Source organism: Paenibacillus sp. FSL F4-0100 (genome assembly GCF_037993005.1).
Taxonomy (GTDB): Bacteria; Bacillota; Bacilli; order Paenibacillales; family Paenibacillaceae; genus Paenibacillus_AQ.
The window spans coordinates 6,201,993-6,226,047 of sequence record NZ_CP150303.1 but is presented as its reverse complement, the minus strand read 5'-3'; the positions used below and the strand labels follow the sequence as shown (position 1 = coordinate 6,226,047).

The following is a 24,055-nucleotide window of genomic DNA, read 5'->3' as shown; positions in this document are numbered from 1 at the left end:
TGAAAAAGAGGGGCCGCTGTTAAAGCGGCTCCTCTTTTAATTGTTTTATTAAACTGTTGGCCAGACGTGTAATGCTGGTATCAAAACACTTGCACCGAGCTCTTAACGCCTCATTGCAGTGCGCCGATACCGGCTTGATGCAGCTGATCAACGAGATAAGACAGCGTTTCGGGCATCGAAGCGAAAAGCCCAATCTTACCAGGCGTAGGCCTGCGGAGCCGCGCCGCCCGGACCCGGGAAGATTTCATCCAGACGTTTCATCACGGCTTCATCGAGTTCAATCTCAAGCGAGCGCAGGGAGCTTTCGAATTGCTCCAGCGTGCGCGGTCCGATAATCGGCCCCGTAACCGACGGGTTCTTAAGTACCCAGGCAAGGGCGACATTGTCCTGCGGTTCGCCCAGCTCCTGGCAGAGTGCCGCGAACTGTTCCAGCTGCGAGCGATGCTTCTCCACGCGTTCCGCATTGCCTCCGCTGCGTGTGCCTTCTATTTTCTTAAGCGCATTGCGTCCCAGCAGTCCACCGTCCAGCGGGCTCCATGGAATGACGCCGAGTCCGAGCTTTTGTGAAGCGGGAAGCACTTCGAGTTCCGGCAATCGACAAGTTAGACTGTATTTATGCTGCTCGGAAACCAAGCCAAGGAAGTGCCGGCTCTGAGCTGCGGCTTGTGCAACCGCAATCTGCCAGCCCGCAAAGTTGCTGGATCCGACATATCCGATTTTTCCTTGATGAACCGCAACCTCAAAAGCTCCCCATAGCTCGTCCCATGTGACAGAGGGATCCACGTGATGCATTTGGTACAGCTCGATATGATCTGTTTGCAGACGCTTTAGCGATGCTTCCAGATGACGGCGCAGTTTATAGCTTGATAGTCCGGCTTCGTTGTTGGGGCCATCGAGAGGATCACTCATGGAGCCGTAGAATTTGGTAGCCAGAACGACTTTCTCGCGGCGGCCCCCGCCTTGATTAAACCAGCGTCCGATAATGGTTTCAGTCAGCCCGGAGTTCTCGCCCCAGCCGTAGACATTGGCCGTGTCGAAGAAGTTGACGCCGGCGTCAAGCGCTGCATCCATGATGCGGAAGGCTTCCTTTTCATCCGTGGCAGGACCGAAATTCATCGTCCCCAGACATAAACGACTTACTTTCATACCGGATTTACCTAGAGCAGTGTACTGCATAATCAATGATCACTCCTTGGTCGTTTAGGGTATAAGACAAATTCACCCCTATTGTAGCGTATTGGCAGAAAAATGTAACTAACGGCGTGGGGTAACGTTAATTATAATGATGACTGTTTCAAGAGGGGAGCTAAGATGGATCGAACCATTTTTTTTAGAAAATTTTTATTGTATGCTTTATTGACCTTAACACTGTTGATTAGCGCTTGTACTCCGGCACAACTCCAAAACACAAGTTTTGTTGATTCCGCCGGGCCCATCACAAAGCCGCCGGACCTTCAGTCCATATCGTTATCGGAAAATAACAAACAGATCATTCGGGAAACCTTTGACTCCGTGAAAGAACTTCAAGACAAACTCCAGAATTATTCAGGTTCTACTTGGGTTTTAGAGAATGAAGACGTGAAAATATCGCTGGGCGAATATGTATTTGCCAAGAAAAATAGAGAATTAATTTATGTCCTGAATCAACCTAAAGAGTTGCCCTCCGATGCCGCATTGCTGCAGGATATGGTTACTACACAGCTAATGGTTAACTATGCCAAACAGTCGGGTGTTATCGTATCTTCTGAAGAAGTCAGAAAAGCCATCGATTTTCAGAAAACAGCGCTGGATGAAGCTGACCCGAATAACGAGCATGACCAGTTGATTCGTTATATCATGGAGAACCGTATCCGCATTTCGGGTAAAACGGAAGAAGATTTTTGGAACAGTGATGAGCTATATGAAGCCTATGAAACCTCGCTCTACAACAGCAAATTCATCCAGAGCATCTTGTCGGACGAGAGTATGAAGGGCATGGACAGTTATTACGAGCTTCAGGAAAGACTGTTCAACGATTACCAGAAGAAGCACCCCATTCAGGTACCTGATCTTCACGAGTTGTTCCAACAAGCCGACTTGTAATATTCCTTCTCTCTTCCTGGAGTTCGCCCAAAGGCAGAAGCGGGAGATGGGTGGAGGATGAAAAGTAGTAGCAGGAGAACGTGGTAATTTCAAGAGCCGCCCCATGCTTTATGCATAGGGCGGCTCTTACGACCTCCCACCACCCTTGTGGTCAGGGAGATATGCTCATCTCCAGTGGCCTGCTAATCCGTTAGCTTCGAAACAGCGGAGAGGACGAATCGATTCCGGAAAAGCGAAGCGGTCGCCTTTGGAGCCGAATTTCAACCCCTAAAATACAATCCAGAAATTCGACGACAACAGCGATTGGAGGAACGATACGTACTCGGAGCCTCCCAGATTAAGTCTTCTAAGTCTTGCAAAAACCGCTCTCGCATAAAGCACCTAATGGCGTGGGGGAACGTGAATTTTAAAGAAGCAAGAAGCATGAGTAAAGGCAAGTGGTAGGAACAAGAAACACGCAGCAAAAGGAAAGCCTAGGAGTAACCAAGTCCCTCCAAGATGCGCCCCATGCTTTATGCATAGGGCGGCTCTTCTACCTCCCACCACCCTTGTGGTCAGGGAGATGTGCTCTTCTCCGGAGGCACGCCAATCCATTAACTTCAAAGCAGCGGAGAGGACGAATCGATTCCGGAAAAGCGAAGCGGTCGCCTTTGGAGCCGAATTTCAACCCCTAAAATACAATCCAGAAATTCGGCGACAACAGCGATTGGAGGAACGATACGTACTCGGAGCCCCCACACCAGGCCTGACCACGAAGCAACGGCCATCAGAAACCTCTCCTCATGACTTTCGCTCACGACTTTCGCTCATGACCTTCTCTCATAGCCTTCTCTCAGGACTTCCCCCGAGGAACTCCCCGAAAGCAGCTCCAGCTCAAAAGCGCTCCACCACCAAAGCGCATCTCTCTGATCACATTCCCCCTACTTATAGGCAAAACGAATTAAGTTCATAGTTTCTATATCTTGGTCAATCGAGGGGAAAGTATGTTACAACAGTAACTAGATGATTAAATACGACCAGTGTATATATAAATAAGGAGTGACGAAGAATGGCAGAAACGAAAAAAATCGCGGTAATTGCCGGAGACGGCATCGGCCCTGAAGTAGTGGCGGAAGCGGAGAAGATCATTAAACGTACCGAAGAGGTGTTCGGATATTCATTTACGACGGAACACGCGCTGTTTGGCGGTATTGCCATTGATGAGAAAGGGACGCCGCTGCCAGAAGAAACGCTGAATGTATGTAAAAGTGCTGATGCTGTATTGCTGGGTGCGGTGGGCGGACCGAAATGGGACAACAATTCGAAGGAGCTTCGTCCGGAAACCGGATTGCTTGGCATCCGTAAAGAGCTTGGCTTGTTCTCCAACCTGCGTCCGGCTGTCATTTTCGACTGCTTGAAAGATGCGTCCACATTGAAGCCTGAAGTTCTCGAAGGTACCGACTTGATGGTCGTTCGTGAGCTGACAGGAGGCATATACTTCGGCGAGAAGTTCAGACGCGAAGGTGCTGGTGGGGAAGAAGCGGTAGATACCTGTGTATACAACACGGCGGAGGTAGAGCGCATCGTTCATCAAGCCTTCGAGATTGCACAGAAGCGCCGGAAGAAGCTGGCTTCTGTTGATAAAGCGAACGTGCTGGAAACGTCCCGCTTGTGGCGTGAAACCGTAAACCGCATCGCTCCTGAATATCCGGATGTGGAGCTGGAGCATGTGCTGGTAGACAATTGCGCGATGCAGTTGCTGCGTCGTCCGTCCAGCTTTGACGTGATCGTAACCGAGAACATGTTCGGCGATATTCTAAGCGATGAAGCAGCGATGCTGACAGGTTCCATCGGTATGCTGGCATCCGCATCCATGGGTGAAGGAGCTTTCGGTCTGTACGAGCCGGTACACGGTTCGGCACCGGACATTGCCGGTCAAGGCTTGGCAAACCCAATTGCAACGATTCTTTCCGTCGCGCTGATGTACCGCCTCACGTTCGGCTACGAGGATGCGGCAGACGCAATTGAACGTGCTGTTGCCGAGGTGCTTGATGCCGGACATCGGACAGCTGACATTGCCGTGGATAAGAGCAAGGCGCTCAGCACGACAGAAATGGGCGATTTGATCGCCGCGGCTATCCGTTAATAGAAGAAGCATTCGTTCAAAGAAACTCCTTATTTATAATAATTATAATAAAGTAACCTTTACAATCTTGACTTTGATTAGCCTCAATGATAACATTTCTATTAAATGTTCATAGGAACATAGCATGTAGAAAATACTCGTATTTTCTTACATATGTTAAGGAGGAATTCAATCATGGCAGAACGTTTGGTTGGTAAAGCGGCTCCTGATTTTACAATGGAAACTGTATCAGGAGACGGTAAAGATTTTGGTAAAGTAAGCCTGTCCGACTACCGCGGCAAATGGCTCGTATTCTTCTTCTATCCGCTTGATTTCACTTTTGTATGTCCAACTGAAATCACGGCTCTCAGCGATGCTTACGATCAGTTCAAAGCATTGGATACTGAAATTCTGGGTGTAAGTGTTGACTCTATCCACAGCCACAAAGCTTGGATCAACACAGCTAAAGAAGCTAATGGTCTGGGAGCATTGAACTTCCCACTGGCTTCCGACATCACCAAAAATGTAGCAAGAGACTATGGTGTTCTGATCGAAGAAGAAGGCGTTGCTCTGCGCGGCTTGTACATCATCGATCCAGAAGGCGAATTGAAATATCAAGTTGTTAACCATAACGACGTAGGCCGCAGTGTAGAAGAAACGCTTCGCGTTCTCCAAGCACTTCAATCCGGCGGATTGTGCGCGATGAACTGGAAACCAGGCGACAGCAACCTGTAATTCCATTTCGTTAAAGTTAAGGCAACCCTCATTATCTGACATTATGTGCAGGTAATGGGGGTTTTTTCACCTCTGTTTTTATTGGATGAAATCGGGGAAGACTCTTGTTTAGAGAACCGCTCTTGCGTTGATATATAATAAATATATAGGCTTACAGACTTAAGCATAGGGAATCGTGCCTAAATTTTTAATCGAGGTTTTTTTCATGAAGGAATTAGCGGGAGTGAAAGCGAATACAATATTTTGAAACGGTTGAGAATCCACAAAAGGAGGGTGAACGATATGAGTTTTTGCTGTGGGGCTAGTATGATGGGTACAAAGGGTACACTGAAGCATTATCGCACTCAAGTACATAATGTTCCCCTGCTGTCTTGTCCGGTCTGCCATCGCGTCGAAGTACACCATCGGGTTGAGAATGAGTATGAAATATTAGCCGAATATGCCCATGGTGACGGAGCATCCCAGGTGGATTTTCAGGATTATGTGATGGAAGATGAGGACGCGATTTTTGAGAATGTTGTCAACCGGGAGTCGGAGGATCCGCTAACGGTGGTTCAGAGTCAGATTGATATGTCGTTAGATCTCCTGGTGGTTGCCAAATGGATGGAGGATGAGAAGTGGCAGGGCGAACTGAAAAGACGACTTGCCGTGATGAGTCAGCGCAGGCTCCGGCTCCAGAAGCAACCTTAACAGGAATTAATAAAGCCTCGTGAATATTCGGGGCTTTTTTAATGTTTCAAATGGAATCAAAGGGGGTAATATTTATTTTAGTTGTTTGGGAATAGGGGTTAGATACAATACATAAACAGAAATACATAAGAACTAAGGATGGTATTTTTATGCAATTTCCCATTTTTCGACAGGATTTCTGATTGACGTTTCTTTGTCTCGATGACTATCATGGAAGGAAGCAGATTCGGGCTGCTTCTGATTCAAAGGCGGACAAGCTGATTATTGCAAGGTTTTTTGTCGGTTTGGTGAGTTCAACTTTTCAAGAAAAGGGGGAGCCATCTTGTTGAGTCAAATCCGTGAATCTGAGCTGCAGGCTATTCGTTCTTTTCATTCCAGCCAGCTTATTAGGAACAAGTATGAGAACATACTGGAGAATCTCGACAGCGGGATCATCCTCTTTGATAGTGACGGTGTGTTGGCATTTGTTAATGTACAGATGGCAAAATTATTAGGTGTATCCCGTAAATCGCTGACTGGCTGTACGCTGACCCAACTATTGCGTCATCCCCAGCTCTCCAGATTCAAGAAGAGAAAAATACTTCGCATTTTCCGGGAAACGGTATTCCATCGCAAGAGATTTCATGAACTGGTTGATGAATATGGCAGATCGTGGTTGATCACCATGACTTATGGCGATCAGATGGAAGGCGATTTTCTGATCAGCGTGAAGGATGTATCTGACTTCAAACGAATTGAGCAAACCGCTTATCAGAACGATAAGCTGGCCATGCTGGGAAAGATCTCGGCATCCATTGCCCATGAGATACGGAACCCGCTGACCTCCATCCGTGGCTTCATCCAACTGCTTCGTCCACATCTCGTAAGCTTAGGTAAGGACGAATATGCCAGAATTATCCTTACGGAGATCGATCGTGCGAATGATATTATATATGAGTTTCTAAATTCCTCCAAACCCTCTGCTCCAGAAACCAAGATTGTGTCCGTATCCTCTTTATTGAAGGAAGTCGTTCTACTAACTGAAAGTGAAGCCTTAATGAAGGGATGCCAGATTATTCTGCACACTGATAAGACCCCACCTGCGTTTATTTCCGTGGATGTGAAGCAGATCAAACAGGTGATTCTGAATATTATTAAAAATGCCTTGGATGCGATTAATGAGCATCATGATGAGAATATCACCGGAGTGATTGATATTTCCGCCCGCGATACGGGGAAACATATCAACATCTGCATTTCGGATAACGGTGGCGGCATGGATCAGAATACATTGAACCATCTGTTCAATCCATTCTTCACAACGAAAGAGAGCGGAACGGGGCTGGGATTATCCGTGAGTTACAGTATTATTAGAAATCATGGTGGCTCGATTGCCGTGGATAGTCAGGTTGGTAGCGGGACGGAGTTTGTGATTACATTTCCTAAATTGGACGTTTCGGAAGTATAAGAATGTACGATTCATGCCTGAAATAAATACGAGAGCAGCTGTTCCGATGGAATGGCTTTTTCTTTTTTAGGAGGAGAAGATCGCATGAAGTGGACATTACAAGGCAGCTTATCATCCGGGCAGGTGCATACCGATGCTATCATCATTCCCGTAACGAAAAAACAAACGGCGGAAGGCGGTGTTTCCGAGGCCTGGGATCCACTGCTCAAACCGTTGGCCGAGAGTCGGTTATTTGACGGAACTCCCAATCGGTCATTCGTATGGACGGAGAACATCGAAGGTGAATCACGCCTGTTAATATGGCTGGGCCGCCCCGAAGGAATCTTGACATCCGAGCAGCTGCGGCTGCTTGCAGCACAAGCGGGGAAAGCCGCCGTGAAATCGGGTGTACGCAGTGCTGCCATTCAAATTCCGAATACGATGGTCAACTTCACTGCCGAACAGACTCCCCAAGATGCTGCTCAGGCTTTAACTGAAGGTTTTATCCTCGGAAGCTATCGGAAACCTCATTATAAGCGTGATGCTGCCGAACAAACGAATTTAGAAGAAATCCTCTATTATATAGAAGAAGATATGGATGCGGAATTTGAAGCTGGGTGGACGAAGGGGATGTCATTAGGCGCAGCGATTGGAGAAGCGACCTGTCTGGCACGGGATTTAACGAACCTGCCCGGCAATATGCTGTTGCCGGAAGACTTGGCCCAGAAGGCACTTCAGGTTGCAAAACGGAACGGTTTTGAAGCACAGGTACTGGACGAGGAAGGACTTGTCGAGAAGGGCATGGGCGGCCTTCTGGCCGTAGGTAAAGGCAGCATACATCCACCGCGCATGATTGCGCTCCGTTATCAGGGACGGGAGACGTGGGAGGATGTGATCGGCCTTGTTGGTAAGGGGGTTACGTTTGATACCGGTGGTGTATCGCTGAAGAGGGCATCCGGGATGGAGGATATGATCAGCGACATGGGCGGGGCGGCTACCGTACTGGGCGTTATGGAAGCGCTCGGACGGATTCGTCCCAGGGTAAATGTAGTGATGGTGATTCCGTCAGCGGAAAATGTAATGAGCGGTAGTGCCTTTAAACCCGGCGATATTGTCACGACGCTGAGCGGTCGCACCATCGAAGTATTGAATACGGATGCTGAGGGACGTATTGTGCTTGCGGACGGAGTAACTTATGCCAAGCAGCTCGGGGCTTCGCGTTTGATTGATGTGGCCACATTGACAGGTGCTGTCGTTTCGGCTCTTGGGGATATAGCCACTGGGGCCGTAACTAATGATGAGACCTTTTTGGAAGAGCTTATTACCTCATCTCGGAGGGCCGGCGAAAAAATATGGCCGCTTCCATCCTATCCGGAGTTTTGGGATAAATTGAAGAGTGAGGTGGCGGATTTACGCAATCAGACGGGCCGAGAAGGCGGGACGATAACGGGTGGTCTTTTTGTAGGGACATTTGCTGATGGGCTGCCCTGGGTGCATTTTGACATAGCAGGTACGGCTTACTTATCCAAGGAGCGGGGCGTGGATCCCAAAGGGGCAACCGGTGTGCTCGTTCGCACCATCACCGACTGGATTCTTAAGCAGGTCCAGGTCGTCATGGATTGAATCGCTTGCTATGAAATGAAGATGTCAGTGGGAGTCCCATATCCCTTAGAAAAACGTCCGTCTTTCGGACGTTTTTGCTTTACTTTTCAACCGGCATTCAAGTATGATGAAGAGAAAAATTGCCGAGAGGAGTTTAGCTTAGAATGATTAAGAGTAGTCAGACAAAGATTGTAGACTGTACCATTCGCGATGGCGGACTGGTCAATAATTGGGATTTTAGTGTGGAATTCGTACAAAATTTATATGCGGGCCTGAATGAGGCTGGCGTGGACTATATGGAAATCGGTTATAAAAATTCGCCTAAACTGCTGAAAGGCGCTGATCAGGCGGGCCCTTGGCGTTTTCTGGATGATGACTTCCTCAGAGAAGTGATTCCTCATAAAGGCAAGACCAAACTGTCCGCCCTTGTAGATATCGGCCGTGTGGATGAAGACGATATTTTGCCACGCGAGGAAAGCTTGTTGGATCTCATCCGTGTCGCTTGTTACATCAAAGACGTGGATAAGGCGCTTGCGCTGGTTCAGACCTTCCACGATCGTGGTTACGAGACTACGCTGAACATTATGGCTCTCTCCAACGTGATGGAGAACGAGCTGCTGGAAGCTTTTGAGCTGATCAAGGAGAGCGTCGTGGATGTGGTCTACATCGTCGATTCTTACGGAAGCCTTGATCATAAAGATATGGAATACCTTGTAAATAAGTTCAAGACCCATCTGCCGAACAAACGTCTGGGCGTTCATACCCATAACAACATGCAGATGGCGTTCTCCAACACGCTGGTCGCTGCAGATCTTGGCGTTGAGCTTCTGGATGCATCCGTGTACGGGATGGGACGTGCGGCCGGCAACTGCCCGACCGAGCTTCTGGTTACCCATCTGAAAGGCACGAAGTATGAACTGCGTCCGGTACTGGATATTATCGAGCGCTACATGATCCCTCTTCGCGAAAAAGAAGAGTGGGGTTATATTATGCCTTACATGATTACAGGCACCTTGGACGAACATCCGCGCTCCGCCATGGCACTCCGTGCTTCGGAGGATAAAGACAAAATTGTGGATTTTTATGATAAATTAACGACACCGGAAGTGACCTTCGACAAAAAATAGGCAAGGTGCTTTCACAGCCCTCATATCAGGTCAAGGTAAAGCAGCATCCTTCCCTCCCGGGAAGGATGCTGTTTGCTTTAATATACGGGCGATCCATTTTCCATAAAATACATGTTGAAATTATATGTTCGACATGGTATATTTATTTTTGTCTTCAAAAGACGCCATCTTCATTATCGGGACGTAGCTCAGCTTGGTAGAGCACCTGGTTTGGGACCAGGGGGTCGCATGTTCAAATCGTGTCGTCCCGATTCGCTTATGAATTAGGGCCTCGCAAAAGTAATCGAAATATGCTCCGAAGCATAGCGTCACTTTTGTAGGTATATGTGCGGGTGTAGTTCAATGGTAGAACTCCAGCCTTCCAAGCTGGTAGCGTGGGTTCGATTCCCATCACCCGCTTATAGTTAGAACGAAAACCCTTGGTGACAAGGGTTTTTTGTTTGCGGAAATCCGAATTTACGAACTTTCGATTTCCCGTTCGATTCCTATAACAAGCACCATACATACAAAAAAGTCCTTGAAAGAACAAGGGCTTTTTTTGCTGTAACGATGCGCTTATCTAACCGAAGCTTGATGGGCTGCCGGTAGAGCGCTGCCAATGCCCCCGCATGAAGGGCTAGCGACTTAATATGCTGCAAAAGTACAGTTTTTTACCGCGTTGGCGGGGAATTTCGGGAGAATTCTAACGATTGCTTTGTCATAAAAAGGGTGGTACACTCTCATTAAACAGTGTTTAAAACGATGTTTAATAAATTGTTTGCATCAGGATAGATAGGGAGGGGTTCGATGGCATCGCCAGACCACAGCAATGACACCAAAGAGAAGATTTTGCAGACGACACTAGACGTAATCAAGCGGGAAGGATTCGACAGTGTTACGATTCGCAAGATTGCTTCCCGTTCCGACGCCAACATCGCGCTTGTCAACTACTATTTTGGCTCGAAAGACAAGCTGATCAACGAGGCGATCAAGGGATTGCTGATCGGCTTCCGGGATACCTTCGATGTGCTCGATCACGTGTCTGTGCCACCGAAGGAGCGATTGAAATTATTTTTAACCCGTTACGTTCAGGTCATTCAGCAATATCCGGAGCTGGTGCTGCACACGATAGCGGCCGGCTCGGCGATGTTCGCGTCCCAACATGAGTATGGGGAATTTTTGCAAGCAACTGGATTTCATAAGCTTCAAAAGGTGTTTACAGAGATCACGGGGGAGGAACGGCCGGACTCGTTAATGATGATGGTTACGCAAATTTTCGGCGCCATTTTTCTCCCTGCATTAATGAAGCCGCTGCTCGAATCCGGAGCTGGAGTCAAGCCTGCTCCCATCGACCGGCAAATCGATTTTTTGTTTGAGCGCTATTTTCCTGAATATGGAGAAGCAAAGGAGCGAGGAAAATGAAATTTCTAAGAGATTATTGGCAGGATCTGGGCATCGTTGTCGCCTTCTTTGTATGCATTGGATTGTTGGTCAATGGGAGTCTCATGCCGGAAATCGAAATCATTTTATGGCTCAGCTTTGTGGCGATATTGGTGCATCAATTCGAAGAATATCGGTGGCCGGGGTATTTCGGAGGGCTGTTTAACGGCGTCATTTTTCGAAGCGAGCATCCGGAACGCTATCCGCTGAATACGCAGTCTGCTATGATCATCAACCTCGGCATCGCTTATCTGTTTTACCTTCTTCCCGTGTTTGTCCCGCATCTCATCTGGCTTGGTCTTGCCCCCGTATTCATGGGCTTTTTCCAATTTATTTGGCACGGCATATTTGCCAACATCAAAGCAAAAACGATATACTATCCCGGCTTGGGCGCCGTCTGCTGTTTCATTTTCCGATCGGCGGCTGGTATATCTATCATATCGTTAGTTACAATCTGGCAAGTGCGTGGGATTGGATTTTGGGCTCGGTTTATTTTGTTATCGCCGCGTATATCTTCATCATCAAGGGGAATATGTGGCTGAAGGATGAACACTCGCCGTATTCGTTTTCTCCGAAGCAGCTAGGCCCTTATAACGTGTCTCCGAACACGGTATGGGTCGACGACGAAATATAGGAGCGACATTAGCCCTCGCAAAGATCTGGTCATCCAGACGGTTGACGGCAGTGTTGACCGACACGGGCGAGATGAGTTTACCCCTTTTACAAGCGCAGAATATCTGTTATAATGACCATAATTTCATTCCAAGAATGCGAGGTAACCTAGTCCAATGAAGTAAGACACCCTTTTCTCTAAACAACTGCATGTGGTTTGCAGGCGTTTCTCTACGGCGGTAGAGGAGAGATTTGGTGTGTCTGAACAATGTGACTGGGGTGCCTCTTTTTGTTATGTTGAAATGGTACTCTAATGAAATACAATCACATCCATGGAACGGATTTGCAGCTTCCGCTAACGGCGAGGTTATTGAGCTTCATTTCAATAGCAGTCAAGGCTGGACTGGAATGAACAGCCGAAGTTAGTGTCGGTCGTGCAAATTCGTCCCGTTAATTCAGACCAGACCCATATCTCTCTTTATAACATCCGCCGCAGGCCATCGCTTGCGGTTTTTTAGTTTTTTCAAAGAGAGAGGATGAGACGATATGACTATGATTCTAAAAGCGAAAGATATAAGTATGGAGCTCCAAGGAAGGCCGCTGTTTGAAGGCATTCAGCTGGAGGTGGCGGAAGGAGAACGGATTGCGCTGTACGGGCGCAACGGTACCGGCAAAACCACGCTTCTCTCGATCCTGGCCGGTGAGCTCGAACCGACCTCGGGCGTTGTGGAGACGATTCTCCCGCGAGAGCGCTGGGGCTGGCTCAGGCAGCAGGATGAGCCGGACGAAATCGATAGGAGTGCCATCGATACGGTGCGCAGCCGCAGTCATCCTTCATTATGGCAGCTGAAGCTTCAGCTTGCCGGCGTCGAGCAGCAGATGAATGGCGGCAGCCCTGTCGAAATGGAACAATTGCTTGAGCAATATGGCAATCTGCTGGAGCGTTACGAGTCCCAGAACGGTTTCCAGTGGGAGACCGAGGTGGAGAAAGCGATGACGATGCTGGGCATCGGGCCAGAGGTGTGGCCTGTATCCTACCGCGAGCTGAGCGGAGGCCAGAAGACGAAGGTCATGCTGTCAGGGCTCCTTGTATCGGCACCGAGATTTTTACTGCTCGACGAGCCCACGAACCATCTGGACAGCGACAGCTTGGTCTGGCTGGAGCAGTGGCTGGTATCGTCCTATAAAGGCACTGTGTTGTTTGTTTCCCATGACAGGGAATTCATCGATCGGGTAGCAACCTCTGTATGTGAGCTGACCTCGGAGGAACTTCGGCGTTACCGGGGAGGATATACGGATTACCGCCGCGAAAAGGAACGGGAGCTGCGCGAGCAGGAGACGCTTTACCGGAAGCAAGAGCTGGCTCGCAAAGCGCTGGAGGAATCGATCCGAAGATATGAGGAGTGGTTCCATAAAGCGCATAACGCGGCCGGGGACGTAAATGACGTCAAGATCACCGCCAGCTTTTACAAGGCCAAGGCCAAGAAGAACATCTCAAGATATCATGCCAAGGAAAAAGCGCTGGAACGGCTGGAAGCAGAGCGGGTGGATAAACCGCGAAGCGGTCCTAAGCTGAACATGGAGCTGGAAGGGGAAGCTTTCGGCGGCCGTACCCTTGTCCAAGTGAAGGACATCAGTTTTGGTTACGAAGATCAACCGCTTTTTAATAAGCTCACCTTCTATCTGAACCGCGGCGACCGGTTGGCCGTAAGAGGCCCTAACGGGAGCGGGAAAACGACACTGCTCAAGCTGCTGCTGGGCGAAATCGAACCGCAGGAGGGCCGAATTACCCGAAATCCTTCCGTTAAGATCGGCTATTTCTCACAGGAACTTGAGGGGCTGGAACCCGAAACCACGCTGCTGGACAGTCTGCTCGTCATTCCGGGAATGACGGAGAGCCGTGCGCGTACCTTGCTGGGCTCGTTCCTCTTCAGGCGGGACGATGTGTTTAAGAAGATGGGGCAGCTGAGCATGGGGGAGAAGTGCAGAACGGCTTTTCTCAAGCTGTATTTCAGCGGGGCGCATCTGCTCGTGTTGGATGAACCCTCGAATTACCTGGATGTGGATACCCGCGAGGTGATTGAACAAGTGCTTGTGAGCTTTCCGGGTGCGATTGCGCTCGTATCCCATGACCGGTATCTGGTGCGCAAAATCGCGAACCGGCTGCTCACGCTGAAGCCTGGGGGAGCTCCGGTTTGGTTTGAGGGAAGTGTGGATGAGGAGGAGGAACAGGCCTCGCGGACCGGTGTGATCAGGGGGAATACGGAGAAGGACAATCGGCGAATGGAGCTTGAATATCGGATTCAGGAATTACTGGGCTTATCAGCCGAAGATTTTGAAGCCGGGGACGAGGCGAGCTGGCTTGCCGAGATCAGGGAGCTCCGGGCAGAGCTGACCAGGCTTCAGTCGGAATAAGATCAGGGATCACGATTAAAATCAGTCAGATGGGGTTAAAATGGGGAAATGAAACTTGCCATATCCCGAAAGGTTGCATATAATAAACCCTATATATTTGCATATGTAATAAATGCGTGGATGGAGAAAAGTAGCTAGTGCCTCTTTACAGGGAAGGGATGCCGTGGATTGAGAGTGTCCCTATAGAAACAGGCTAGTGAAGTTCGCTCCGGAGCAGTTCCTTGAACACGGCATGGTGCCGGTCAGTAGGGGATAACGGGTCCGATTCGTTACGTCGGTCAAGTGAGCATGATGAGGCATACTCGGGCCTAAGGTTTTTTACCGCCTTGGTTAGGGTATGATGCATGTTAACAAGGGTGGTACCACGGTCTCTTCGTCCCTTTTCGGGAGGAGAGGCCTTTTTTGTTTTCAGTACGATGATGGAGTTTACAAAGGGGTGTGCGAATAGCTATGAAGGAAAAATTAGAAGCATTAAAGCAGGAAGCATTGGCGCAATTGCAGGATGTTACCGATCCGCAGCAGCTGAATGATTTGCGGGTGAAATACCTTGGCAAAAAAGGTGCCTTGACGGAAATCCTGCGCGGAATGGGAGCGCTGAGTGCAGAAGAGCGTCCCGTTATCGGCCAGGTGGCCAATGACGTTCGGGGCGCGATCGAGGAAGTCATCTCCGGCAAGCAGGAAGCGTTCTTGCAGCAGGAAACCGAAGAGCGCCTGCGTGCAGAGAAGGTGGACGTAACTCTTCCGGGCCGCAAGCTCAGCCAAGGCGCGGTCCATCCTTTGAGCAAGGTGATCCAGGATATCGAGGATATTTTCATCGGGATGGGTTATCAGGTAGCGGAAGGCCCTGAGGTGGAAACGGACTACTTCAACTTTGAAGCGCTGAATCTGCCGAAGAATCACCCGGCACGCGACATGCAGGATTCCTTCTATTTGACGGAAGATCTGCTAATGCGTACTCAGACATCCCCGGTGCAAGCCCGGACGATGCTGTCGATGAATGGGAAAGCACCTGTCAAAATCATCTGCCCGGGCCGTGTATTCCGCCGGGACGACGATGATGCGACGCATTCGTTCCAGTTCCATCAAATCGAGGGCTTGGTCATCGGCGAGAACATTCGCATGAGTGATCTGAAAGGGACGCTGCTGCAATTCGTGCAGGAGATGTTCGGCGATGACACGCAGATCCGTCTGCGTCCAAGCTTCTTCCCGTTCACGGAGCCGAGCGCGGAAGTGGACGTATCCTGTGTAAGATGCGGCGGCAGTGGCTGCCGCGTATGCAAGCAAACAGGCTGGCTTGAGATTTTAGGCTGCGGCATGGTTCATCCGAAGGTGCTTGAAATGGGCGGTTATGACCCTGAGAAGTACAGCGGTTTTGCTTTCGGTATGGGGGTTGAGCGGATTGCGATGCTGAAATACGGCGTGGATGACATCCGTCACTTCTTCAACAACGATACAGCATTCTTGAATCAATTCACGCGGATCTAATTTTAACGATAAAGGGAAGTGAATAGACAATGAGAGTTTCAACCGATTGGTTGTCCGATTATATTTCGCTCGAAGGCGTAACCTCAGAGGATTTGGCAAGCCGTATTACTTCGGCTGGTATTGAAATCGATGTGATCGAGAAACGGAATCAAGGCATTAACAAAGTGGTCGTAGGCTACGTCAAGAGTAAGGAGAAGCATCCTGACGCAGACAAGCTGAATGTATGTATCGTGGATGCGGGTCAGGAGGAAGATCTCCAGATCGTGTGCGGAGCCAAAAATGTGGATGCTGGCCAGAAGGTGCCGGTGGCGCTTGTTGGCGCGAAGCTGCCTGGCGGTATGGATATCAAGAAGGCCAAGCTGCGCGGCGTGCTCTCCCAAGGCATGATCTGCTCGGCGAAGGAACTTGGCATGAATGACAAACTGCTGCCTAAAGAGCTGCAGGAAGGGATTCTGGTACTTCCGGCTGAGACGGAGATCGGCAAACCAATTGAAGATGTGCTGGGTCTGAACGATGAAATTTTGGAGCTGGATCTGACGCCGAACCGCTCTGACTGTCTCAGCATGCTGGGAGCAGCTTACGAAGTGAGCGCCATTCTGGGGCGCGAGCTGAGTCTTCCGAACCCGGAGAAGGAAATTCTGGAGGTTCAAGATGCAGCAGCCGATCATATCTCGGTTACGATCGGGGCTGACGAGCAGTGCAGCCATTACGCGGCACGTTATATTACCGGAGTTAAGATCGGTCCTTCTCCGCTGTGGATGCAGAACCGGTTGATGGCAGCGGGCGTGCGCCCGATCAGTAATATCGTGGATATTACGAACTATGTGATGCTGGAATATGGCCAGCCGCTGCATGCTTTTGATGCAGATCAGCTGAAGGATGGCGCGGTCCATGTGCGTATGGCTGAAGCTGGAGAAACGATGGTAACGCTGGACGGCGCGAAGCGTCGCCTGGAGCCGCATATGCTGGTGATTACAGCAGGGGGCAAGCCGGTAGCCTTGGCTGGCGTTATGGGCGGGCTGGACTCCGAAGTAACGGACAGCACGGTCAATATTTTCCTGGAGTCGGCTAAGTTCGATGGCGGTACCGTCCGCAAAACATCCCGTCAGCTCGGACTGCGTTCGGAGGCAAGCTCCCGCTTCGAGAAGGAAGTGGATCCTGCCGCAGTTATCCCTGCACTGAACCGTGCAGCGGCATTGATGGCGAAATATGCCGGAGGCGCTGTCCATCAGGGAATCGTCGAAGCAGGCAGTGCGGACACCGAGCCTACCGTGATTACGTTGTCGCTGGAGAAGCTCAATCGTTATCTGGGAACGGAGCTGTCCCTGCTTGAGGTGAAAACGATCTTCGCCCGATTGCATTTCCCTTGCGGAGATTCGGGCCAAGGAATGGTGGATGTTCAAGTGCCTTCCCGACGCGGCGATATCGTGCTTGACGTAGACCTCATTGAAGAGGTGGCCCGTCTGTATGGATACGACAATATCCCGACAACGGCGATTGAAGGTCCGACGACACCGGGTTCATTGACCATCGCTCAGGCAATCCGCCGCTCGCTTCGCCGTTTGCTGACGCATAGCGGATTCCAGGAGGTTCTGGGTTATTCCTTCATCCATCCGCAGCAAGCAGAAATGTTCACCTCCCTTTCGTCAGATGGCACGGCGGTTAAGCTGGCCATGCCAATGAGCGAGGACCGCAGCGTCCTTCGCACCAGCCTGCTTCCGCAGCTGCTGGATATCGCGGTGTACAACCATAACCGCAAGCAGCCGGACTTGGCCCTGTTTGAAATAGGGAACCTGTTTCATACGCATGAGAAGACATTGACGAAGCAGCCGCTGGAGCGCCCGGTTCTCGGGTTGCTGCTGACGGGACGCAAAGGCAGCAAGCAATGGAATGTTCAGCCGGCCAAGGTCGATTTCTTCGATTTGAAGGGGGCGCTCGAAACGGTGCTCGACTACCTTGGAATTGGCTCAGAGGAGATCACTTACGAGGCCAACGGTCCGGAGGGCTTCCACCCGGGACGTTCCGCTTCCGTATATGCGGGTCAAGGCGAGAACAAGCGGCTGTTAGGTGTACTGGGACAAATTCATCCGAAGACGCAGCAGGAGCTGGATTTGGAAGATACCTATGCCGCCGAGATTCTCCTTAAGCCGCTGTATGATCTGACTAACGCCCGCGTCGTTTACCGCGATTTGCCTAGATTCCCGGGTATGGAACGCGATCTTGCCATCGTGGTGAATGAGGAGGTTGAAGCCGGCTCCCTGATTCAAGTGATCAAGGAGAATGCAGGTGAGCTTCTGCAGCAGATTCAGGTATTTGACGTCTTCACAGGCAGCAAGCTTGGAGAGGGTAAGAAGAGTGTTGCCATCTCTATGACGTACCGTCATCAGGAACGGACGCTGACCGATGAGGAGGTTGCCGGCGTCACGGAAAAAGCGGTTGCTGCCCTTCAGCAAACTTTTGGCGCAGAATTAAGAAAATAGCAGGAATTGTGAACGCCCGCATCGAATCCATTACATCAGGGATTCGATGCGGGCTTTTTTGCTCTAAATTGAACTGGGATTTGCATCAGGACGCCCGCAGGGTACATAATTATAAGCACAAAACTGTGTTATCATATACCAAACTTCGGTCTGTTTTCTTGAGGTTCGTCTACAGATGTTATCTCATATATAATGAATGTAGAGAATAGACCATTTCAGACATCATAGAATCTACACATAATAGAAGGAGGGCACAATTTTGACTACATCGGACCGTAAAAGCGTTACCGTAGATATCTACGGAACTTCCTATAAACTCGTTGGCAGTAGCAGTGATTATACCCGACAGGTAGCGAATTATGTAGATGATCGCATGCGTACCATATCCAAGGCGCACTCTCGATTGGATACCCCGCGCATTGCCGTCCTAGCTGCAGTACATATGGCTGAAGAAGCTTTGCAGAAGCTGGAGTTTCAGAATGAGGCCAAGCAGATGACGGCCGAGCGAAATGAACTGCGTACGGAGCTTGCCAAGGTGCAAGGACTTCAAATCGAGCAGCAGGAGAGACATCGTCAGCAGCAGGAGCAGTTGGAGCACAAGCTGGCGGAGCAGACTACGCTGGCTGAGGAATACAGGAAGTCCAAGGAGAATCTAACCGCGGAGTCAGAGCGTACGAAGGAATTGCTTCAGAAGGAATCGGACCGCGTGGCGGAACTGCTGAAGGAGAAGCAGCAGCTTGAGGCCCGTCTTAAGGAGCAGCGCGAGAAGCTGGAGAGCGGCCATAAGCAGTCTATTGAAGATATGAAGCGCCGCTATGAAGGGCAGATTTCGCAGTTGACGCTCACTCATAAACAGGCCATCGAGAAGCTGGAACAGAGTCAACGGACCTCTGCGAAGCAGGCCGAGGAGAAGCTGGCTGAGCAATTGAAGAAACAGGAGAGCACCTATAAACAAGAGGCGCTCCTGAAGGAGCAGCAGCACTCGAAGATCGTGCACGATATGGAGCAGAAGTATACGAAGACGGTGCAGGATCTGGAACAGAAGAATACGAAGACGGTGCAGGATATGGAGCAAAAGCATACAAGTACCGTCCAAGAGCTGGAGAAGCAGCTTGCCGAGCAGCGAACGCGGGGCGGGCAGCTCCAATCACGTTTGTCGTCCGCCGAGAAGGAACTGGGTGCTGTAAAAGCAGAATCGGACAAGCTGAAGGAAGCGCTCCAGTCGTCCAGACAGCAAGCCGAGGCCTCTTCGCAGGAATTGCGTTCCTTCCGAACGAAGGTCGAAGGGCTGACGAAGGAGCTCGAGGGCCTGAAGCAGGAATCCGCCAAGTCGGAGGAAGAGCGCCGTCGTCTGCAGAAACTTGTGGTGGATGCAAATCAGACCTCCCGCAAACAGCAAGAAGAGCTGCAGCGTCTAAGCAGCGAGCTTCAATCCTGGCGCACGCTGGCTGATCAGCGCAAAGAGGAAACCGCTGAGCTCGAGATGAGAATTGTCGAGCTTATGGAAGCGAACGAGAGCCTGGAAGAAGGAATGAAGGGACTTCAGGATGAGATCCAGGTCATGAAGGACGAAGCTGACCGGACTATGTCAGAGCGTAGAAGTGCCCAAGAGGAATTGAATGAACTGCAGCTTCGCCATGAAGAGCTGGAGAAGCTCACGAAGGAAGCGGGAGTCCGAGAGGAAGAGACCAGCAAACTGTACGCTATGCTGGAGGAAGAATACGATACGGTGTCGAATCAGCTGGATGAGCTTCGCAAGAAGGCGGCTGCCAGTGAAGAGCGCGCACGTGAACTCGCCGAGCAGCTGAGAGATTCAGAGGAACGCGCCGTTCAGTGGCAGGAGCAATACCAGCAAGGGATGGCGGAACGGGAACAGCTTGCCGAGGACAGCGAGAAGCTGGCCGCAGAGCGCGATGAGTGGAAACGAACCAAGCTTGCTCTCGAAGAAGAGCTCCAGTCATGGCAGCAGGAAATTGCATCCGCACGCCAAGCCTATGAACGTCTGGAAGACGAGAAGAGTGAAGCGGCACAACAGTATTCCGATTTAGGTGAACAGTATGAGCTCGTCATGCACCAATATCGTCTGCTTCAGGCAGAGCAGGAATTGAAGGCGGAGCAATCTGCGCAGCTTGAAGAAGAACACCGTAAGTTGAAGGAAGAGTATGCGAAGCTCCAAGTTGAATATAATGAGTGGATCGAGTTGATTGAGCAGGATCAGCGTTAGGCCATGGCGAAGATGTGAACCTGAAAAAACCTCCGGATTAGACAGAGGATACTCTGGCGATCCGGAGGTTTATTTTCGTGAGGAAGATCTACTATTCTTCGACGATAAGTTTGGACATCATTTTGCTGTGACCCGCTCCGCACATAATGGAACACGAAACTTCGAATTCTCCCGTCTCATCAGGCGTAACGACAGTTGAGTTGTTTTTACGGTCGAGCTGCAGTCCGAGCGCAGGAATCATAACGCCGTGGTTGCCGTCTTCATTCTCGTAAGTAATCTTGACAGGCACGCCTTTCTTGAGACGATATTCCTCTTGGTCGAATTGGAAATTGGTGCCCTTAATCACGAGTTCAGCTTCCGGTGCTACACCAGTATCCGAGATCGCTGAATCTCCCTGGGACTCTTTCTGGTCTCCACCGCAGGCAGCCAATACAAATAGGAGCATACATGAAACAAGTAAAGCAATGCCTTTTTTCACTGAAATCTCTCCTGACTATGAAATAATTGTGAAATATAATTTCCAATCTTTATGATAGCGCAGAAAAAGAGTGGGTGCACATTCGTGTTATGAAAAATTGGTGAACGTGAACGGTTTCAAACGATGATATAGATTTACTTTATAATATAGGGGAAGATGGAAAACCCCCTGTTTAGATTAACAGGGGGTTAGTGTGGGGATACTGCTGCCGTTCGGTTCGTTCAGAAAGAGGGCTTCAGAGGAATCCTCTAACAGAAGCGGGCGTTCTTCTATCTTATTCTTTGCGGGATTTGCCTGCTTCAAAAGGGGTGGAAACCGGAATGAACAGATCGATGATCCCGATGACCAGTGCAGCAAGCAAGGCGCCCAGTACGGAGACGCTAACGCCTCCAACGATGAATTGGGCAAGGTAAATCACGAGTGCGCTCACCAGGAAGCCCACGATGCCACGTCCAAACGGTGTGACTTTTTTGCCGAAGATGCCCTCGATAGCCCAACCAATCAGGGCGATAACGAGTGCAAGCAACAGGGCGCTTCCGAATCCGCCGACGGTGAATTGGGGGACAATCCATCCGACAACCATAAGAACGAGCGCGGCAACGATAAATCGAACAACATGCCCGAGAAATTGCATGGTACCTGCCTCCTTAGAATAAGACTGGAATGTTACGCAGAATTTATTTTGTTCAATAGGGCCGTCGGTTATGTGTGGAAGGTTTTTGGATTCCTTGGCGAATTCGTATTAGTTTCGATATAATATATGCATCGATTGAGAGGAGTTGTGAACTTCTTGAATGACAAGATTTTGCAAACTTTAGAATACCGAAAAATTTTAAATACATTAACACAATACACTCAAACTTCCATGGGAAGTGCGAGAGCTGAAACGTTAATGCCTGAAACCGACCTGGAGGCGGTAAAGGATTTGCTTGCGGCTACTGACCAGGCTTACACCGTAGACAGGCTCAAGGGCAATCCGTCTTTTCGCGGGATTACCGATATTAACGACGCATTGAAGCGAGCCAGAATTGGGGGGACGCTTAATCCCCATGAATTGCTGGCTGCGTCGAATACGATTCATGGATCACGCCGAATCAAGCGGTTTATTGCAGCGATCCACGAGGACGAGAAGATTGAGATCCTCTATAATTTGAGTGATCTTATTTCGGAGCAGAAGCCTCTGGAAGATGCCATTCGGCTCTGTATTGACGATGCTGCTGAGGTGCTGGATTCCGCAAGCGCGGAGCTTTCTCAGATCCGGCGGGAATTGCGGGGCGGAGAAGTTCGCATTCGCGAGAAACTGGAGTCCATGATTCGATCGCAATCCGTGGCGAAGATGCTGCAGGACCAGTTAATTACGATTCGCGGCGACCGTTTTGTCATTCCCGTAAAAGCGGAATATCGCTCGCATTTTGGCGGTATCGTGCACGATCAGTCCGGGTCAGGCGCGACGTTGTTTATTGAGCCGGAATCCATCGTAGCCATGAACAACAAGCTGCGCGAGACGCGAATGCGGGAAGAGCGGGAGATCGAAGTGATTCTGCAGAAGCTGACCGCCCAGGTCGGCGAACAGGCTGAGCTGCTATCCATTGACTTGGATCTGATCGGCCAGCTCGACTTTATTTTTGCCAAGGCTCGTTTAGCCCATGTAATGAAGGCTTCACTACCAAGAATGAATGACAGAGGTTATATTAAGCTGCGCAAAGGCCGACATCCACTGATTCCGGCGGATCAGGTTGTGCCGCTTGATGTGGAATTAGGCAATTCCTACACATCCATCATTGTCACAGGGCCGAACACCGGCGGTAAGACGGTTACGCTCAAAACGATCGGATTATTAAATCTGATGGCGATGTCCGGACTCTTTATTCCTGCCGAAGAAGGCAGCCAGATGTGCGTGTTTGATGCGATCTACGCGGATATTGGCGATGAGCAAAGCATTGAGCAGAGCCTCAGTACCTTCTCCAGCCATATGACGAACATCATCCGCATATTAAGCCAGATGACGCCGAAGAGCCTAGTGCTGCTTGATGAGGTGGGAGCAGGGACGGACCCTGCGGAGGGTTCCGCTCTGGCGATTTCCATCCTGGAGCATATCCACCGCATGGGCTGCCGCATGATCGCGACAACGCACTATTCTGAATTGAAGGCTTATGCATACGAACGCAAAGGTGTCATCAACGCCAGCATGGAGTTCGATATCAATACCCTAAGCCCGACCTATCGCCTGTTGGTAGGCGTGCCTGGGCGCAGTAATGCGTTTGCCATTGCAGAACGTCTGGGATTGCCGGGATTCATTCTGGAATTTGCCCGTGGCGAAGTGAAGGAAGAAGATCAACGAGTGGAGCATATGATTGCATCGCTCGAAGAGAACCGGCACACCGCGGAAGTAGAGCGTGAGAAGGCGGAGCAGGTTCGGAAGGAAATGGAGGAGCTGCGTCTTCGTCACCAGCACGAGCTTCAGAAGCTGGAAGAGCAGAAGGACAAGCTTGTTGATAAAGCTCGTACGGAAGCAAGGCAGATCGTGGACAAGGCCCGGAGTGAGGCGGAAGAAATCATCGCGGATCTACGCAAGATTGCCCAAGAGGAAGGGGCTTCCGTTAAGGAGCACAAACTGATTGCTGCCAGAAAGCGTCTGGATGACGCCGAACCGCAGCAGGGTAAGAAGACGGCTGGCCAACGTTCAGCGAAGCAGCAGCGCAGCATTGAGCCAGGAGATGAGGTTCGGGTATCCAGCCTGAATCAGAAAGGGCATGTTGTAGAAATGGCCGGGTCCAAGGAAGCCGTTGTTCAGCTTGGCATTATGAAGATGAAGGTGGCGCTGGATGATTTGGAGCTTTTGTCGAATCCGGCAGCAAGCGCCAAACAAGCGCCGAAACAGCATGCTACCGTCTTGAAGCGGACTCGCGATACCAACATCCGGAATGAGCTGGATTTAAGAGGAGCGAATCTGGAAGAAGCGCTGATCGAGGTGGATCGGTTCATTGATGAGGCTTTTCTGGGGAACCTGGGGCAGATCTACATCATACATGGTAAGGGAACCGGAATACTGCGAACCGGGATTCAGGATTATTTGCGCAAACATAAACATGTTAAGAGTCATCGTTTAGGCAATTACGGCGAAGGCGGCAATGGCGTTACGATTGCCGAGTTGAAATAAGAAAAGTAAGAAATCA

17 protein-coding genes, 2 tRNA genes, 1 pseudogene and 1 other annotated feature are annotated in these 24,055 nt (G+C 50.1%); of the genes and pseudogenes, 16 read left to right on the top strand and 4 right to left on the bottom strand.

Going from position 1 to position 24,055, the window contains the following annotated elements; genetic code table 11:
- Positions 1-195: 195 nt before the first annotated feature.
- Positions 196-1,176 (bottom strand): aldo/keto reductase, encoded by a 981-nt coding sequence (locus MHH48_RS28175; RefSeq protein ID WP_076324537.1) that lies wholly within the window; start codon positions 1,174-1,176, stop codon positions 196-198.
- A 135-nt stretch (positions 1,177-1,311) separates the two neighbouring features.
- Between MHH48_RS28175 and MHH48_RS28170 the strand changes: the two genes are divergently transcribed.
- Positions 1,312-2,082, top strand: coding sequence for a hypothetical protein (locus tag MHH48_RS28170; protein ID WP_076324536.1), 771 nt, complete (start codon positions 1,312-1,314; stop codon positions 2,080-2,082).
- A gap of 599 nt (positions 2,083-2,681) precedes the next feature.
- Here the strand turns inward: MHH48_RS28170 and MHH48_RS28165 are convergent.
- Positions 2,682-2,879, bottom strand: coding sequence for a hypothetical protein (locus MHH48_RS28165; RefSeq protein WP_144023495.1), 198 nt, complete (start codon positions 2,877-2,879; stop codon positions 2,682-2,684).
- A gap of 251 nt (positions 2,880-3,130) precedes the next feature.
- On the opposite strand from MHH48_RS28165, the gene leuB reads away from it, so the two are divergent.
- The 14 genes and pseudogenes from leuB (at position 3,131) to MHH48_RS28095 (ending at position 20,401) form a co-directional block, all read left to right on the top strand.
- Positions 3,131-4,207, top strand: coding sequence for a 3-isopropylmalate dehydrogenase (leuB, locus tag MHH48_RS28160; protein WP_076324535.1), 1,077 nt, complete (start codon positions 3,131-3,133; stop codon positions 4,205-4,207).
- 174 nt (positions 4,208-4,381) lie between these two features.
- On the top strand, positions 4,382-4,921 hold the full coding sequence (locus MHH48_RS28155; RefSeq protein WP_009593058.1) for a peroxiredoxin: 540 nt from the start codon (positions 4,382-4,384) through the stop codon (positions 4,919-4,921).
- Between the two features lie 282 nt (positions 4,922-5,203).
- Positions 5,204-5,611, top strand: coding sequence for a hypothetical protein (locus MHH48_RS28150; RefSeq protein WP_015737147.1), 408 nt, complete (start codon positions 5,204-5,206; stop codon positions 5,609-5,611).
- Positions 5,612-5,933: 322 nt separating this feature from the next.
- Complete coding sequence (locus tag MHH48_RS28145; RefSeq protein ID WP_076324534.1) at positions 5,934-7,058, top strand: ATP-binding protein; 1,125 nt, start codon at positions 5,934-5,936, stop codon at positions 7,056-7,058.
- Positions 7,059-7,142: 84 nt separating this feature from the next.
- The gene (locus MHH48_RS28140) at positions 7,143-8,660 is read left to right on the top strand and encodes a leucyl aminopeptidase (RefSeq protein ID WP_076324533.1); all 1,518 of its coding nucleotides are present in this window, start codon (positions 7,143-7,145) and stop codon (positions 8,658-8,660) included.
- A gap of 143 nt (positions 8,661-8,803) precedes the next feature.
- On the top strand, positions 8,804-9,766 hold the full coding sequence (locus MHH48_RS28135; RefSeq protein WP_076324532.1) for an aldolase catalytic domain-containing protein: 963 nt from the start codon (positions 8,804-8,806) through the stop codon (positions 9,764-9,766).
- Between the two features lie 177 nt (positions 9,767-9,943).
- A tRNA-Pro gene (locus tag MHH48_RS28130) sits at positions 9,944-10,017 on the top strand.
- Positions 10,018-10,094: 77 nt separating this feature from the next.
- Positions 10,095-10,165 (top strand) — tRNA-Gly (locus MHH48_RS28125).
- A 387-nt stretch (positions 10,166-10,552) separates the two neighbouring features.
- Positions 10,553-11,167, top strand: a complete 615-nt coding sequence (locus MHH48_RS28120; protein ID WP_076324531.1) for a TetR/AcrR family transcriptional regulator — start codon at positions 10,553-10,555, stop codon at positions 11,165-11,167.
- Positions 11,164-11,819 (top strand): annotated as a pseudogene (locus MHH48_RS28115) (HXXEE domain-containing protein). Before MHH48_RS28120 ends, MHH48_RS28115 begins: the two are co-directional and overlap by 4 nt.
- Before the next feature lie 524 nt (positions 11,820-12,343).
- Positions 12,344-14,212 (top strand): ABC-F type ribosomal protection protein, encoded by a 1,869-nt coding sequence (gene abc-f, locus MHH48_RS28110; protein ID WP_076324530.1) that lies wholly within the window; start codon positions 12,344-12,346, stop codon positions 14,210-14,212.
- A gap of 108 nt (positions 14,213-14,320) precedes the next feature.
- Positions 14,321-14,596: a binding site (T-box leader), on the top strand.
- Positions 14,597-14,662: 66 nt separating this feature from the next.
- A complete protein-coding gene (gene pheS, locus MHH48_RS28105; RefSeq protein WP_076324529.1) occupies positions 14,663-15,697 on the top strand; it encodes a phenylalanine--tRNA ligase subunit alpha in 1,035 nt (344 codons plus the stop codon).
- 29 nt (positions 15,698-15,726) lie between these two features.
- Positions 15,727-18,177, top strand: a complete 2,451-nt coding sequence (gene pheT, locus MHH48_RS28100) for a phenylalanine--tRNA ligase subunit beta (protein WP_076324528.1) — start codon at positions 15,727-15,729, stop codon at positions 18,175-18,177.
- 259 nt (positions 18,178-18,436) lie between these two features.
- The gene (locus MHH48_RS28095) at positions 18,437-20,401 is read left to right on the top strand and encodes a hypothetical protein (RefSeq protein WP_076324527.1); all 1,965 of its coding nucleotides are present in this window, start codon (positions 18,437-18,439) and stop codon (positions 20,399-20,401) included.
- Between the two features lie 91 nt (positions 20,402-20,492).
- Here MHH48_RS28095 and MHH48_RS28090 read toward each other — a convergent pair whose 3' ends face one another.
- Complete coding sequence (locus MHH48_RS28090; protein ID WP_076324526.1) at positions 20,493-20,879, bottom strand: cytochrome C oxidase subunit II; 387 nt, start codon at positions 20,877-20,879, stop codon at positions 20,493-20,495.
- 274 nt (positions 20,880-21,153) lie between these two features.
- Positions 21,154-21,513 (bottom strand): phage holin family protein, encoded by a 360-nt coding sequence (locus tag MHH48_RS28085; RefSeq protein ID WP_076324525.1) that lies wholly within the window; start codon positions 21,511-21,513, stop codon positions 21,154-21,156.
- 156 nt (positions 21,514-21,669) lie between these two features.
- Between MHH48_RS28085 and MHH48_RS28080 the strand changes: the two genes are divergently transcribed.
- Positions 21,670-24,039 carry an endonuclease MutS2 gene (locus MHH48_RS28080; protein ID WP_076324524.1) on the top strand — a complete coding sequence of 790 codons (2,370 nt, stop codon included), beginning with the start codon at positions 21,670-21,672 and terminating at the stop codon, positions 24,037-24,039.
- Positions 24,040-24,055: the final 16 nt, after the last annotated feature.